Origin of the sequence: Rhizobium terrae, assembly GCF_003425685.1 — a bacterium.
GTDB lineage: Bacteria > Pseudomonadota > Alphaproteobacteria > Rhizobiales > Rhizobiaceae > Neorhizobium > Neorhizobium terrae.
In genome coordinates this window covers 234,882-247,127 of the sequence record NZ_QJKM01000012.1, presented here as the reverse complement: position 1 = coordinate 247,127, position 12,246 = coordinate 234,882, and the positions used below count along the sequence as shown (strand labels likewise).

14 protein-coding genes and 1 pseudogene are annotated in these 12,246 nt (G+C 60.4%); 4 read left to right on the top strand and 11 right to left on the bottom strand.

The features are described from left to right. A pseudogene (locus DMO26_RS35190) lies at positions 1 to 73 on the top strand (ATP-binding protein); the annotation flags it as partial. A gap of 6 nt (positions 74 to 79) precedes the next feature. Here the strand turns inward: DMO26_RS35190 and DMO26_RS22915 are convergent. The 8 genes from DMO26_RS22915 to DMO26_RS22880 form a co-directional block, all read right to left on the bottom strand. Beyond that, positions 80 to 397 (bottom strand): MOSC domain-containing protein, encoded by a 318-nt coding sequence (locus DMO26_RS22915; RefSeq protein WP_117194469.1) that lies wholly within the window; start codon positions 395 to 397, stop codon positions 80 to 82. A 2-nt stretch (positions 398 to 399) separates the two neighbouring features. After that, positions 400 to 1,101, bottom strand: coding sequence for a glutamine amidotransferase (locus DMO26_RS22910; RefSeq protein WP_117194468.1), 702 nt, complete (start codon positions 1,099 to 1,101; stop codon positions 400 to 402). 60 nt (positions 1,102 to 1,161) lie between these two features. Further along, the gene (locus DMO26_RS22905) at positions 1,162 to 1,710 is read right to left on the bottom strand and encodes a carboxymuconolactone decarboxylase family protein (protein WP_117194467.1); all 549 of its coding nucleotides are present in this window, start codon (positions 1,708 to 1,710) and stop codon (positions 1,162 to 1,164) included. 78 nt (positions 1,711 to 1,788) lie between these two features. Next, on the bottom strand, positions 1,789 to 2,508 hold the full coding sequence (locus tag DMO26_RS22900; RefSeq protein ID WP_117194466.1) for a hypothetical protein: 720 nt from the start codon (positions 2,506 to 2,508) through the stop codon (positions 1,789 to 1,791). A gap of 16 nt (positions 2,509 to 2,524) precedes the next feature. Beyond that, positions 2,525 to 3,166, bottom strand: a complete 642-nt coding sequence (locus DMO26_RS22895) for a MarR family winged helix-turn-helix transcriptional regulator (RefSeq protein WP_226951390.1) — start codon at positions 3,164 to 3,166, stop codon at positions 2,525 to 2,527. A 330-nt stretch (positions 3,167 to 3,496) separates the two neighbouring features. Beyond that, positions 3,497 to 3,847, bottom strand: coding sequence for a RidA family protein (locus tag DMO26_RS22890; RefSeq protein ID WP_105432057.1), 351 nt, complete (start codon positions 3,845 to 3,847; stop codon positions 3,497 to 3,499). 82 nt (positions 3,848 to 3,929) lie between these two features. Then, positions 3,930 to 5,039: an NAD(P)/FAD-dependent oxidoreductase gene (locus DMO26_RS22885; protein ID WP_117194464.1), complete on the bottom strand. Its 1,110-nt coding sequence runs from the start codon at positions 5,037 to 5,039 to the stop codon at positions 3,930 to 3,932. 61 nt (positions 5,040 to 5,100) lie between these two features. Further along, the gene (locus tag DMO26_RS22880) at positions 5,101 to 6,705 is read right to left on the bottom strand and encodes an ABC transporter substrate-binding protein (protein WP_117194463.1); all 1,605 of its coding nucleotides are present in this window, start codon (positions 6,703 to 6,705) and stop codon (positions 5,101 to 5,103) included. A gap of 300 nt (positions 6,706 to 7,005) precedes the next feature. On the opposite strand from DMO26_RS22880, the gene DMO26_RS22875 reads away from it, so the two are divergent. Next, complete coding sequence (locus DMO26_RS22875; RefSeq protein ID WP_117194462.1) at positions 7,006 to 7,911, top strand: LysR substrate-binding domain-containing protein; 906 nt, start codon at positions 7,006 to 7,008, stop codon at positions 7,909 to 7,911. A 266-nt stretch (positions 7,912 to 8,177) separates the two neighbouring features. Here the strand turns inward: DMO26_RS22875 and DMO26_RS22870 are convergent, their stop codons facing one another. Beyond that, on the bottom strand, positions 8,178 to 9,068 hold the full coding sequence (locus tag DMO26_RS22870; protein WP_117194461.1) for an arginase family protein: 891 nt from the start codon (positions 9,066 to 9,068) through the stop codon (positions 8,178 to 8,180). A gap of 115 nt (positions 9,069 to 9,183) precedes the next feature. On the opposite strand from DMO26_RS22870, the gene DMO26_RS22865 reads away from it, so the two are divergent. Both DMO26_RS22865 and DMO26_RS22860 read left to right on the top strand, forming a co-directional pair. Continuing rightward, complete coding sequence (locus DMO26_RS22865) at positions 9,184 to 9,708, top strand: MarR family winged helix-turn-helix transcriptional regulator (RefSeq protein WP_117194460.1); 525 nt, start codon at positions 9,184 to 9,186, stop codon at positions 9,706 to 9,708. A 2-nt stretch (positions 9,709 to 9,710) separates the two neighbouring features. Continuing rightward, positions 9,711 to 10,646, top strand: a complete 936-nt coding sequence (locus tag DMO26_RS22860; protein WP_117194459.1) for a DMT family transporter — start codon at positions 9,711 to 9,713, stop codon at positions 10,644 to 10,646. 33 nt (positions 10,647 to 10,679) lie between these two features. Here DMO26_RS22860 and DMO26_RS22855 read toward each other — a convergent pair whose 3' ends face one another. Further along, entirely contained in the window at positions 10,680 to 11,060 is a 381-nt protein-coding gene (locus DMO26_RS22855; protein ID WP_450088446.1) for a DUF305 domain-containing protein, read from the bottom strand. Positions 11,061 to 11,699: 639 nt separating this feature from the next. Next, positions 11,700 to 12,200 (bottom strand): hypothetical protein, encoded by a 501-nt coding sequence (locus tag DMO26_RS22850; RefSeq protein WP_404947074.1) that lies wholly within the window; start codon positions 12,198 to 12,200, stop codon positions 11,700 to 11,702. Positions 12,201 to 12,246: the final 46 nt, after the last annotated feature.

The window sequence follows — 12,246 nt, the reverse complement described above, 5'->3', positions numbered from 1 at the left end:
CGAAAAGCGCCGCTCCGGCCTTCTGCAGAAGGCCGGAGCGGCGCTTGAAACCAACGAAACGACAAACCAGTGAAAGGGGTCAATTCCTGATGTCGGCAAAGGGGTCAATTCCTCGTGTCGCTTGACAATTTTCACCGAACGCGCCCGGCGAAGAAAGCAGTGGGTGAGCCCCGAGATCTTCTTTCCACGCTGCATAGTGATCGAACGGATAATGGTGCACCGCTTTTTCCGGTCCGCCATGCTTCGCGGTGTCGCCTTGCATGTCACCGTCAAAGCCGTTCAGCGAAACCTTGATCGGGCTCGGAACCTCGAATTTCGCAATTCCGCTTGGAACGCCACGAGGCCCGAGCGGTGCCACCGGCCCGAGGCGAAGGCTGAGGATCGGAAATGAGTTCACGCCTAAACCTCCAGTCCAGCCAACCAGTCATGGAGCATCAATGCTGCCGTTTGCCTGAGGCGCGGTCCGTTGTCTTTCGCGCTTTGCCGCAACGATGGCACATCGACCCTTGCGGCAGCGAGTTCCACCGCATGGCCGACCAGCCATCGTTCAAATGTCCCGTCGGTCTTGGCCTCGGGATGAAACTGCAATCCGAGCACATTGCGACCGATCGAAAAGGCCTGCTGTTCGACGACTTTCGAAGCGGCGAGGTTCACCGCCCCCAGCGGCAGCGAATATGTGTCCCCATGCCAGTGCAGTACGGCGACATCCTCCAGGTGCCTGAGCGGACCTAATCGCCCCGCGTCAGTCAGTGTCAATCTGGAAAACCCAATCTCCTTGATGCCGGTCGGCAACACCTTTTCTCCCAAGGCGGCGGCTATCAGCTGTGCGCCGAGGCAGATGCCGAGCGTTGGTCTTCCGGCCGCGAGCCGGGTGCGAATGAAGGTCCATTCGGTATCGAGGAATGGATATGCATCGTCATTGACTCCGATGGGGCCGCCAAGGATGATCAGGAGGTCGGGCGTGGACGGATCGCCATTGCAGAAATCGGCGTCTCCGACATCGCTATAACGGATTTCGTAACCGGCGTCGGCGAGCGGCTTGGCGAAAGTCCCGAGGTCTTCGAAGTGGACGTGACGCAGGGCGAGGGCAGTCTTGGACATGATGTTCGATCCTTTGCAACGGGCGGACCGTATCCTCCGGTCCGCCCTTCGACCTGATGTTCAGCCTGCGGCGCCTGTCAGCTTCACGCTCGGAAAGTCGACCGGCACGTCCAGCGCGACGTTGACGTAGTTGGTGAAGAGGTTCAGCGCGACATGCGCGACGATCTCGACGATCTCCTCGTCATCGAAGCCTGCGCTCCGCAGAGAGTCGACATCCGCTGTCTCCAGTTCCGCGCGGTGTTCGACGATCTTTAACGCGAACCGCAAAGCGGCTGCCGTACGAGGGTCGGTCGAGCGGCCAGCCTGAGCCTCGGCCATTTCCTCGGCAGTCGCGCTGGCCTTGCGGCCGAGGCCGGTATGGGCAGCAAGGCAATAGTTGCAGTTGTTTCGGTCGGCGACGGCGACCGCGATCTGCTCACCGAGCTTCGGGCCAATCCTTCCGCCGCCAAGGGCGCCGAAGGAGCCCCACATGCTGGCGAGCGCTGCCGGGGAATTGGCGACGGCCTTGAACATGTTGGGCACAACGCCGAAGGCGGACCTGATCTGGCCGAGCTGTTCGCCGACATGGCCGGTTGCGCTCGAAGGTTCGATAAGTGTAATTCTGCTCATGTTCTTGTCCTCTATTTGCCTGGAGGGGAGAATATGCCGGTTCGTCGATGGCAGTCGGCGAACCGGCGCGACGCAAGATCACCTGGCCGGTTCGACCTTGCCGGGAAGGCTCAGGTTTCCGGAAGCGACCTTGAAGACGTTGCTGACGCAAAGAAGCGGCGCGTGCAGGTTGCCGTTGACCTTCAGGCCCGCGGTCACGCCGTCAAACGAGACGCCCTTGATGCCGTTGATCAGCGACAGGGGAATTTCGACATCGACCCTATCGCCCGTGAACAGGGTCGGGTAATCGGGGCTGTCTATGAGAAGCGGCACGCCGGGCCAGGTCCTGGGGACCTTGGGCTTGGCATCCTTGGGAATATCGATGACCTTCAGGCCGCCGGCGCAAGCCTTGTCTTCGGCCAGGACCACCCAATGCGGATGCCACGTGTGGCGATTCTTGCCGCCATTGGCGGCATCGTCGAAATCCGGGTGGAAGGTGACGGCCAACGCCACGATGCCCAGCTTCTTCTCGAAGCCGATCTCGCCGCTGTCGAGCGAGGTCGGCCAGACATAGGCATAGACGCTGGAGCCCTCGAACTTGCCGGTCGCATCTGGTTTGTCCTTGCCGGCCTCGCCGCGCACACGAGTGGAAAAGAGGACCTTGTCGCCCTTGGTCGCAATTGCCGTGTCGATGATGTCGAATGAAGCCTGAACGGTTTGTTTGGGTTCGGCCTTGATGGAATGCGCATGCGCTGCCGCAAGGTATGCGAGGGCCGTTCCGGCGACGACGAGCGTGCCGGTCAGAAGTCTTCTGGGCATTGGATGATCTTCCTTTCTATGGTGCCTGGAGGTTGGGTTGTCCCGCTTGAAAAGCTTCCCAGGTGGCAGCCCGGGAAGGGGGATCGGTTTCATCGTGATCGCGGCAATCGACGCGCAATTCGCGCTGGCCAAAGGCTGCGTCCACGAAATGGCAGTGATGGGGTCGCTCGCCATCCGGATGCGCGAACGGAGCGAAGTATCGGCAGGTTACGCACATCCGCTGGAGCGGAATTGCGCCACTCTCCTGAAGATGCCGGATCATCTTGATAAGGGAGAGAAGCAAGTGCTCCTGCTCACGCTCTTCGAGCGAGCCAACTGCCTGTTCGGCAAGATCGCCGCCGGCATCGCGCTGGACAGCTGCAAGGCCTGTGGAGGTCAGATGGACGCGGACCGCTCGTCGATCGCCCTGTTCCGCGCGCTTCTCCAAATGCTCTTTCTTCTCCAGCGCGGCAATGGAATCGGTTGCACTTGGCTGGGAGACGCCAAGGTGAGCAGCGATCTCCTTCACGTTCAGCCCGTCCTTGCGTCCTTCAAGCAGAGCGAGTACCGCAAGCTGGGTGGGGTTGAGGCCAACCTCTTTGGCCTTCTTCCATTCCTCGATGCGCATGGCCGTCGCGATTCGCGAAAAGCCTTCGCGAATGCGGACGTCAATGGACAAGGGGTTCTTCGGTGTCTCCATATAAGCAGATTACATAGGACTCCTACATTATTCAATAGATATTTTAGATTGCTCAACGCGCCACATTACCGCCGTCAAACATCGGCGCCAAATATTGGAATTAATCCGACAGCATATGTTGCATAGCTTTTACTTGTATGTTGCCTCAGATCTGAGGCGCTATCCGTTAGCGGTTGATTTCAAGCATTCGAAGTCGGTTTGGGAGGATCGCATCGGAAGCCGATCTCAAGCGAGCTGAAACCAGAGTAATTGCGAGGCGATACAATACAGATGATAGGCGGGATGCGCGTTCGCCTGTGGCTCTTGCCGTCATTTCTTTGCGGCGATGAGGACGATTTCGATTAGCCGCTTCGGATCGCCAAGATCGGCGACGCCGATCGTCGCGCGGGAGGGAAGGTCGTCGCCGTCGATCCATTCGAGCCAGGCTTCGTTCATCGCTTCCTTGCCGGACATGTCGCTCAGATAGATGCGAGCCGAGAGGATGTGGTGCTTGTCGGAGCCGCATTCGGCCAGGACTTCGTCGAGCTTGGCGCAGGTCTGCTGCGTCTGTTCCTTCATGCCGACGGAGATATCGCCAGCGGCGTGGCCGCCGAGATAGAGCACGCCGTTATGTTCGACGGCGCCATGCATGATGCGGTGTTTGCGGTGACGTTTGATCATCGTGGTATTCCTTTGACAATAGGAGGAGATGCCCGGCACTTGGATGCGGCAGGTCGGTGGTGATGGGCGGAAGGGCTGGCTTTCAGCCGCGAGCTTCGGGAGTGTAGCGGTCGAGCGGGATATCGGTCGCCTGGCCGGTGACGAGCTTGGCAAGCTGGGCACCCGCGAACGGGCCGATCGTCAGGCCGCCGGCGCCGAGCCCGTTGCCGAGCGTCAGGTTGGCGATGCCAAGGACACGGCCGAGGATCGGGTTCATCGTTTCGCCGGCCGGGCGGAAACCGATGCGGGTTTCGATCAGCGTAGCATTGGCAAGGCCAGGAGCGATGTTGAGACCGGCTGTGAGAACTTCCAGCTCCCCCGCCGCGGTGACGCGGTAATCAAAGCCGGAATTGTTCTCGCGCGTCGCACCGATCACCACGCGGGAATCGTCGAATGCGAGCATGTAGTGGCTGCTCATCGGCAAGAGGACCGGCCACTTGGCGGTCGCGACACCGGGCAGGCGCAGGTGGATGATCTGGCCTTTCTGCGGCACGACCGGGTGGGTGAGTCCGAGCGGGCGGAGTATCTGCGAAGCCCAGGCGCCCGCGGTGACGATGATCTCGTCGGCCTCGGTGACCGCGCCATTGCTGTCGAGGCAGCGGGCGCGATCGCCGTCGAGCTTCAGGGTCACGTAGTCGCTGCGGAATTTCGCGCCCATGGCGACGGCGGCGCGCACCATGGCGGACGAGAGCAGGCGGGCATCCACACGCGCAGCACCCGGAATGTGGATCGCGTCGAGATCGTGGCGGAGCGGCGGGAAGAGGGCGCGCGCCTCGGCGGGTGTCAGGTGGCGGACTTCACCGGCTTCCGGCGCATCCTTGATGCGGCGGGCGATACGTTCAGCAGCGGCATTGAACTCCGCGCGGTCTTCGGCCACCACCAGCGCACCGACCTTGGCGTAACCAAGGTCGCTCTCACCCTTCGCCTGCAGACCAGCGATCAGGCTGTCGTAGAAGCGGGCACCCGCGGCATACATCCGGTACCAGTCCGGTTCGTCGGCCTTGGTGGCCCAGGGGCAGACGATGCCCGCCCCCGCCATCGTCGCCTTGCCCTGGTGGGCCTCGTCGACGATTTCGACTTTAACGCCTTCGCGGGCGAGATGATAGGCGACGCTGGCGCCGAGAATGCCGGCACCGATGACCAAGACATGCATTTCTTTTTCCTGCATTTCCATCGGGGGACGCCGGCGGTATGAGCCGCCGGGATCGAAGAGCTTATTCCACGGTCACGCCGGAAAGGCGGCTGGTGCCGAAGATTGCCGGTGAATATCCTTTGACGTTCTTGGCAACCGCCGTGATCGTGTCGGCGCCCCCGAGGATAACGGCGGGAACTTCGGCATGGAATTCTTCCTGCGCCCTTTTGTAGATCTCGATGCGCTTGGCCTGGTCGGTGATCGTGCCAGCGTCGTTCATCAAGGCGTTGAATTCCTTGTCGCACCATGCGCCGATGTTGGACGGGCTTGGTTTGCCGGCGGAATCGCAGGTGAAGTAATTGTTCGGGATCTGGCTTGGATCGGGGAAATCGTAGATGCCGCCGAACATACCGACCTGCGCTTCTCCTTTGCGGGCGCGGGTGATGTATTCACCCCATTCATAGGAGATGATCTCAGCCTTAATTCCGATCTTCGACCAGTCTTGCTGAATTATCTCGGCGGCCCGGCGGCCGTTCGGCATATAGGGGCGCGAGACCGGAACGGCCCAGAGCTGGGTCGAAAAACCGTTTGGAAAGCCTGCCTCGGCGAGCAGCTTCTTTGCCAGTGCCGGATCATAACTATAGGCGCCGACATCCTTGTCGTAGCCCCAGAGCGAGGGCGGAATGATCGCACCCGTGACCGTGCCCATGCCGTCATAGACGAGATCGACCAGCGGCTTGATGTTGATCGCATGCGCGAGCGCCTCGCGAACGCGCTTATCCTTGAACTTATCGTCCTTGAAGTTGAAGGTAATGAAGCCGACGGAGGCGACGGGCGTCTGGACGAGATTGAGGTTCAGGCTCTTCTCGATCATCGCGCGATCGGCTAGGTTCGGATAAAGCGCGATCTGGCATTCGCCGGCCATGGCGCGCTGCAGGCGGACGGATGCATCGGCGCTGATCGCCATCACAATGCCATCGACCATCGGCGTTCGGGCCGTATTTTTGATCGCAGCACCCCAGGTATCCTTGAAGGGAATGAGGCGGACGACCGCATCCTGCTGGTAGGCCTGGAGCTGGAACGGACCGGTGCCGATCGGTTCGCGATCGATCAGTTCCGGCTTGCCGGCCTTGGAGAGCGCCTCAGCATATTCCCCTGAGGTAATCGCCAGCGACTGGTGCGCCATGATGCCGATGAAAGGGGCGAGGGGGCTCTTCAGCGTGAAAGCGACTGTATAGTCGTCGATCTTGCTGATGCTCGCCAGCGCGTCGGCAAGCTTGGTGTTGAAGGTGATGAAGCTGCCGCCGTTGACCTTGGCGTAAGGGTGATCCTTCTTCATCATCCGCTCGAAGGTGAACATCACGTCATCGGCGTTGAATTCGCGGGTCGGTGTGAACATGGCATTCGACTGCCATTTCACGCCATGGCGCAGCTTGAAAGTGTAGGTCTTGGCGTCGTTGGAGACGGCCCAGCTTTCGGCGAGCGCCGGCTCGATTTCGGAAGAGCCGGATTTTACCGAAACGAGGCCGTCGTAGATCTGAGCAAGCACGTAGGACGTCGTGCCGTTGCTGGTCAGCTGCGGGTTGAAGACTTCAGGCGATCCTTCGATGCAGACCGAAAGCATCGCGGCATTGACGGGCGCTGCCGCCGTCAGACCCAGAATGGACAGGCCCAGGATTTTCTTCATGTGTCTTCGTTCCCTTCTTTGATTAGGGCCGCTTGCTGCAGCCTTCGCACGATCAAACTTCAGCCGGTCTCGACGGGAGACCGTCCGCCGGACACATCTGCCCTGCAGAGAGATTTTTATGATGCCGAATGCTGCTCTACCGGCGCTTTTCGCTGTTGCGCTTGGCCGGATCAAGTTGTGCGACCGGTATCGCTTGCGTGATAAAGCCCCTTGCCAATATGATTGTCAAATAGCTTGTTCTCCCGTCATTATAACCGAAACTCATGTCGGAGGAGGAAGCGCGAAGGGTTTCGGTCGGTCATGAATATCAGGCAGCTTGAAGCATTCCATACGACGATCGAGACCGGATCGGTGACGCTTGCCGGAGAAAGGCTCGGTATCTCGCAGCCGGCGGTCAGCAAGTTGCTGAAGAGCTTTTCGGAAACCTGCGGCTTCCAGCTTTTCACCCGTAGTGGCGGGCGTCTGGTGCCGACGCTCGAAGCCCGTATGCTGGCGGTCGAGGTGGAGCGGATGTTTTCCGGTACCAAAAGGATCGCCCGGCTGGCGGAGGCTGTGCGTAACCGGGAATGGGGTGAGGTGACGATCGCAGCACCCCCGGCGCTCGCCACGCTCTACCTCTCGCAGGCGCTTTCGCCGTTTCTTGCCGAACAGCCGGACATCCATTTCACGCTGCAGAGCAAGACGTCGCCGCGGATCGGCGAATTGGTCGCAGCCGGGCAGATCGATATCGGGCTGAGCGTGCTGCCCTTCGATCACCCGAATGTCGGCGCCGAAATCATCATGCGCTTCAGCATGGTCTGCATCCTGCCGGCCGGACATCCGCTCACGGCAAAACAGGTGATCGAGATCGACGAGCTGCGCAACGAGAGTTTCATCTCACTCTTCCGTGACGATTGCTCGCTGATGACGATCGACCGGGCGTTTCAGCTGAAGGGCGTGCAGAAGCGCAACCGCATCGAAGTGCCGCTGTCGGAGACCGCCTGCAGTTTCGTGGCGAACGGCGTCGGGGTGTCGATCGTGCCGCCATTCGTCGGGCTCGACTATTCAGAGGATCGGCTGGTGCGGCGGGCGCTGCTGCCGGAAACTTTCATGGACGTCTGGCTGCTGACCCCGAGCGGCCGTCCGCCGTCGCTCGCCTCCCAGAAACTCGTCGATTTTATTCGAGCAGCTGTGAGGCCGTTCGATCAACGTCAAACTCCAGTCTGAGGCAACCCGGGTTGTCAGGATAACAAGGTTGGAAGATCACCGGTATGTCCAACACGTTCAGCTCCCGTTTCCAGCTAGGAATCTCAGGGTGTGGTGAATCGTATGTTGACCGGTCTGGGTAGATCTCTTTCGGTCGGATCCGACTGCGTCGTTGAATTTAATCCGCCGTTCGGGTTTCCGGCCGGCGTCGCCAGTCCTAATCCCATCAAGACCAGCGTTTCGCCTTCTGGCCGGAGGCAAGCCCTAAGACGGTCGTCCCTTGTCCGTCATGGCGCTGCCGTTCCCAGTGCTGCGGCCAGCACATCGGCCAAACCGCGCCCAGCGCTGCCGTCTTCGTCGAGGCGCGGATTGTAAATGGTGAACTCAATGCCGACCGCCTTACCGCTCGCGATGGCAGTTCGCACCACCATCCTCAATTCGTCCCACGACAGTCCACCCGGCACACGGAAATCAACCGCTGGCATAATGGCGTCATCTAGGCAGTCGGCGTCCACATGGATGAAGAAGCCTTCGATCTCCGGGCGCTTTAAATGGTCGACCGCTTCGCGCGTCGCGGCCTCGATGCCCATCTGGCGCACGGCGGGAAGATCAAGCGATTTGATTTCTTGGGGCAACGGCTGGCTTCCGAACTCTTCCTGATCCTTGTGATCGCGGTACGCGAGCGCGACGACATCCTCCAATCGCACCAGCGGACGCCGGCCCTCGATGTTGGTCAGGAGCGTCGGCCCATGCCCGGTCGCGAAAGCAAGATCCATTGAAGCGCCCTCGCCGTTGGGTTCAGCCTCGGGCTGGAAAAAGTCGGCATTGCCGTCGACAAAGAGCAAGCCGTAACGGCCGCGCCGTCTGAGGGCGAGCATCGAGCCAAGCAAGATCGTGCAGTCGCCACCGAGCACGACCGGGAACTCGCCCGCATCGAGCAGCGTCTCGACCGCATCGGCAAGCTTGGGTGACCACCTCGCAATCGCCTCCGCATTTAGGGTTTTGGTCCCTGGGTCAGGCGTTGGATGCTTCGGCGGCACGGCCAGTCGACCGGCGTGGCGCGCATTGATCCGATCCGCAAAACCTAGCTGTAAGAGCCGGTCGGGCAGGCGCTCCACACCGTCAGTCGCCAGGCCCAGTGTGGAAGGGGCTTCGAGGATTGCATAATTCGTCGACATCGCAATGTATCTCCGGCTGCTGCAAAAAAGATCTCAGGTGTGGAACGTCCGGCGCAGCGCATCGTTCCTTGCATGATGCAAACAAATAATGAGACCAGTGCCGTGAGTTGCTGCCATGCAAACGAATAACCGTGCCGCAAACCTTCTCGGGGCTCTCGCGCTCGCGGTCACCGACGAGTTCTATTTGACTATCCGCAAGCGCGGTAACGGTGGGCCGTCGGAGGCGGCCGCGCTCGTCGAGATCGCCACGTGGCCGAAAGAGACCATTGATTCGCTGTCGCGTACCCTGCGCCTGTCGCCAGCGGGGACGACCCGCCTCGTCGACCGTCTGGTGCGCGAAGGATTGGTCACGCGTGATGTCGGTGACGCCGATCGGCGCGCGCGAACGCTGAGCACGACCGAGGCCGGTCGCGCCCGCGTCGCCGTCATCCTCGCTGCCCGGCGCGAAGCGCTCGACAGAGCGTTGTCGCAGCTCGACCCTGAGGACCAGAGCGCATTGGAATTGGTGCTCGAGCGCATGCTGGCGGCCATGACGCCCGACCGGGAGACCTGTGACCATACCTGCCGCCTGTGCGATATCGACAGTTGCCCGCCGAATGTCTGCCCGGTCGAGCAGGCGGCACGTGACAAGGACCGTTGAGTATGGCGCCAAACATCGCAACGTCTCTCGCTAACGTCTCGCGCACGCCATTGATGCCCATGCTGGCGGGTATCCTGTCAGCAGCCGGCTGGGGCTTCGGAATTGTCGCGTCGCGCGCTGCGCTGGAGGCGAGGCTCGACATCTTCGCGCTGGCCTTGGTCCAACTTGCCGCCTCCGTCGTGCTGCTCGGCGGCATCAGCACGATGGTCGGTCGACCGCCGAGGCGCGCCTTGGTGAGCCGTAGCATGCCTTCCGGCACCATCGAATATGCCTTCACTTATACGGTATTTGCACTCGGTGTGGCGCGAACCACCGCCGGCAATGCCGCCATTATCGCCGCTGCCGAACCGGTGCTGATCGCACTGCTTGCCGCCTTGCTGCTGCGCGAGCGTATCGGCAGGCGGTTCCTCGTCGCTCTCGCCGTGATCGTGGCGAGCCTACTGCTGGTCACCGGGCCGGATCTGACCAGCGTCGGGCGGCCACGCGATGGCGACCTGCTGGTGCTCGCATCGACGGCGGCCGGCGCGTTCTACGCCGTACTGAACCGCCGCCTGGTCGCCGACGCCGATCCGCTGCCGCTCGCACTGGCCCAGCAGGCGGTTGGACTCGTGGTCCTCGGCGGCGCGGTTGCGGTCCTCGTGGCGGCGGGTGTTGCGCCGCCGCCGCGGGTCGTCGTCGCGCCGCGCGAGGCACTTTGGCTCGCTATTCTCTCTGGGCTGCTCCAGCATAGCGCTGCGGTATGGCTCCATCTTCATGCACTCCGCGGCATGACGGCCGGCCGCTTCGGAATTGTGCTCTCGTTGGTCCCCGTCTTCGCCCTCATCGGCGCCTACGCCATGCTCGGCGAGTCGATCACTGTCATTCAGCTTGCCGGAGCAGCGTTGATTGGCATCGCCATCATTCTCTCTCGCCGCAGCCACGAATCCGAGAAGACCTAATCGTAACCCATCTGCAATGCCGGCTGAAGGCAATCACCCGAGGTTGTTGATGCGTGCTTGGATTGTATTCATCTGCTCGATTTCCTCGCGCTGGCCACGCGAAATTTTCGCGCAGAGTGCGACGAGTTCCGGGTCCTTGAGCATCGCTTCTCCGCACATGAGGATCGCGCCTGAATGGTGAGGGATCATCGAGGCGATGAACTGCCGGTCGCCTACGAGAGCTTGGCTGCGCGGGCCTGCGAAGGCGGTCATGAACACGGCGGCGAGGCCAACATATATAAAAATGTTCAGCCTCTTGTTCCCGTACATTGTCCCCATCGTCGCGAGCATGATGATGCCCATCGGCGCAACCATCGTTAGCGCCATATAAAGCATGTTGAGGTTATTCCGGAAATCGCTCCAGCTGTCGATCATCAAGAACATCGCCAAATACATGACAATGAGCTCAGGATCATGTTGGCAGCGAACATGGCATACGGATGCCTGCCGATACTTCGATGTCCCTCATGGTCGTAATTGCGCATGACTGGCTTCCTTCGAATTCCGGATCCTGAGGGACTGGCCACATACTTTTAGCCGGCACATCAATCTCTGTAATATCCGGGGATCATCCACCCCCTCAAAGCCGATATTTTAGATGCGGCGTTTCGATGTATTTTGTCATGAGCGTGACCATCGGCGTGTTTGGCATCAGCCGGAACTTGCTAATTCGAAAAGCCGCTTCGCACTGTCAATTGCTGGATCTGTGGAAACGTGCCGTTGATGGAGCCTGCGATAGGCGACCAGCAACAGTTCCATCAATATGTCCCGAACACGCGCAAGCTTTGGCTGTTCCCGAACTTTTCGCATGTCTTTCGGAGCTGGGCTGACATCTGACATCCTCGATGGCTTCGAGATGTCGGGCTTGGGTAGGCCCCACCTTTGCCGCTGCGGGCAAGCTGTGCGGCGGCATGTCCGATGGGTTATGCCCCGACGTGAAGGCGACGAAGCATCGCCATCCGCGGCTATCGTATCGCCCTTGACGTAAACTTTATCGCAGGGGAAGTTGGATCTTCAACGTGGCAGTTGATGTTTGTAGATGCGTGCGGGAAGGATGTTCGGATGGGCCGTCTTTTCATGGGCTACGGTGAAGGACGCTTTTTCCATGGGGGCCGGTCCTATACATTTGTATCGCCGAAGGTCCTGGCAATATTCGAACCGCGACCGGGATCCGGCGCATGTTGTCGCAAGAACGCGGTAGCCGTTCACGAACTCGTTCAGTATCTCAATTTCACGTCCCCACACCCAACCGCCATAAGCCGTACCTTGGTTTGAACGCAGGACGACTTCAAAAAAATGACCGCCATCGGCTTCGCGCATGCGGAAAATCAGATCGAGATTGTCTTCGTCGGTCTCGTCGAAGTCGCCGGCCGACAGACGGACACAGGCTATCTTCGCGTCCGCCAATGCACCCACCGGATAGTAGGGCCTGCCCTTGAACCACATGAATTCGGTGATCGCGTAGCCGACGTCGTCGGCACGCTGAAAAGGCTGTGCATTCGAGGTGAAGCTCAAATATGAATTGTTGAATGCTAACGGACCAGTCATTGCACGACTATCA

What these genes read in the sequence shown, in the direction of transcription:
- DMO26_RS22855 (WP_450088446.1), bottom strand. Translation starts at nt 11,060, where the DNA reads ATGATCGACAGCTGGAGCGATTTCCGGAATAACCTCAACATGCTTTAT.
- DMO26_RS22860 (WP_117194459.1), top strand. Translation starts at nt 9,711, where the DNA reads ATGGCGCCAAACATCGCAACGTCTCTCGCTAACGTCTCGCGCACGCCA.
- DMO26_RS22870 (WP_117194461.1), bottom strand. Translation starts at nt 9,068, where the DNA reads ATGTCGACGAATTATGCAATCCTCGAAGCCCCTTCCACACTGGGCCTG.
- DMO26_RS22865 (WP_117194460.1), top strand. Translation starts at nt 9,184, where the DNA reads ATGCAAACGAATAACCGTGCCGCAAACCTTCTCGGGGCTCTCGCGCTC.
- DMO26_RS22910 (WP_117194468.1), bottom strand. Translation starts at nt 1,101, where the DNA reads ATGTCCAAGACTGCCCTCGCCCTGCGTCACGTCCACTTCGAAGACCTC.
- DMO26_RS22890 (WP_105432057.1), bottom strand. Translation starts at nt 3,847, where the DNA reads ATGATCAAACGTCACCGCAAACACCGCATCATGCATGGCGCCGTCGAA.
- DMO26_RS22900 (WP_117194466.1), bottom strand. Translation starts at nt 2,508, where the DNA reads ATGCCCAGAAGACTTCTGACCGGCACGCTCGTCGTCGCCGGAACGGCC.
- DMO26_RS22880 (WP_117194463.1), bottom strand. Translation starts at nt 6,705, where the DNA reads ATGAAGAAAATCCTGGGCCTGTCCATTCTGGGTCTGACGGCGGCAGCG.
- DMO26_RS22875 (WP_117194462.1), top strand. Translation starts at nt 7,006, where the DNA reads ATGAATATCAGGCAGCTTGAAGCATTCCATACGACGATCGAGACCGGA.
- DMO26_RS22885 (WP_117194464.1), bottom strand. Translation starts at nt 5,039, where the DNA reads ATGCATGTCTTGGTCATCGGTGCCGGCATTCTCGGCGCCAGCGTCGCC.
- DMO26_RS22905 (WP_117194467.1), bottom strand. Translation starts at nt 1,710, where the DNA reads ATGAGCAGAATTACACTTATCGAACCTTCGAGCGCAACCGGCCATGTC.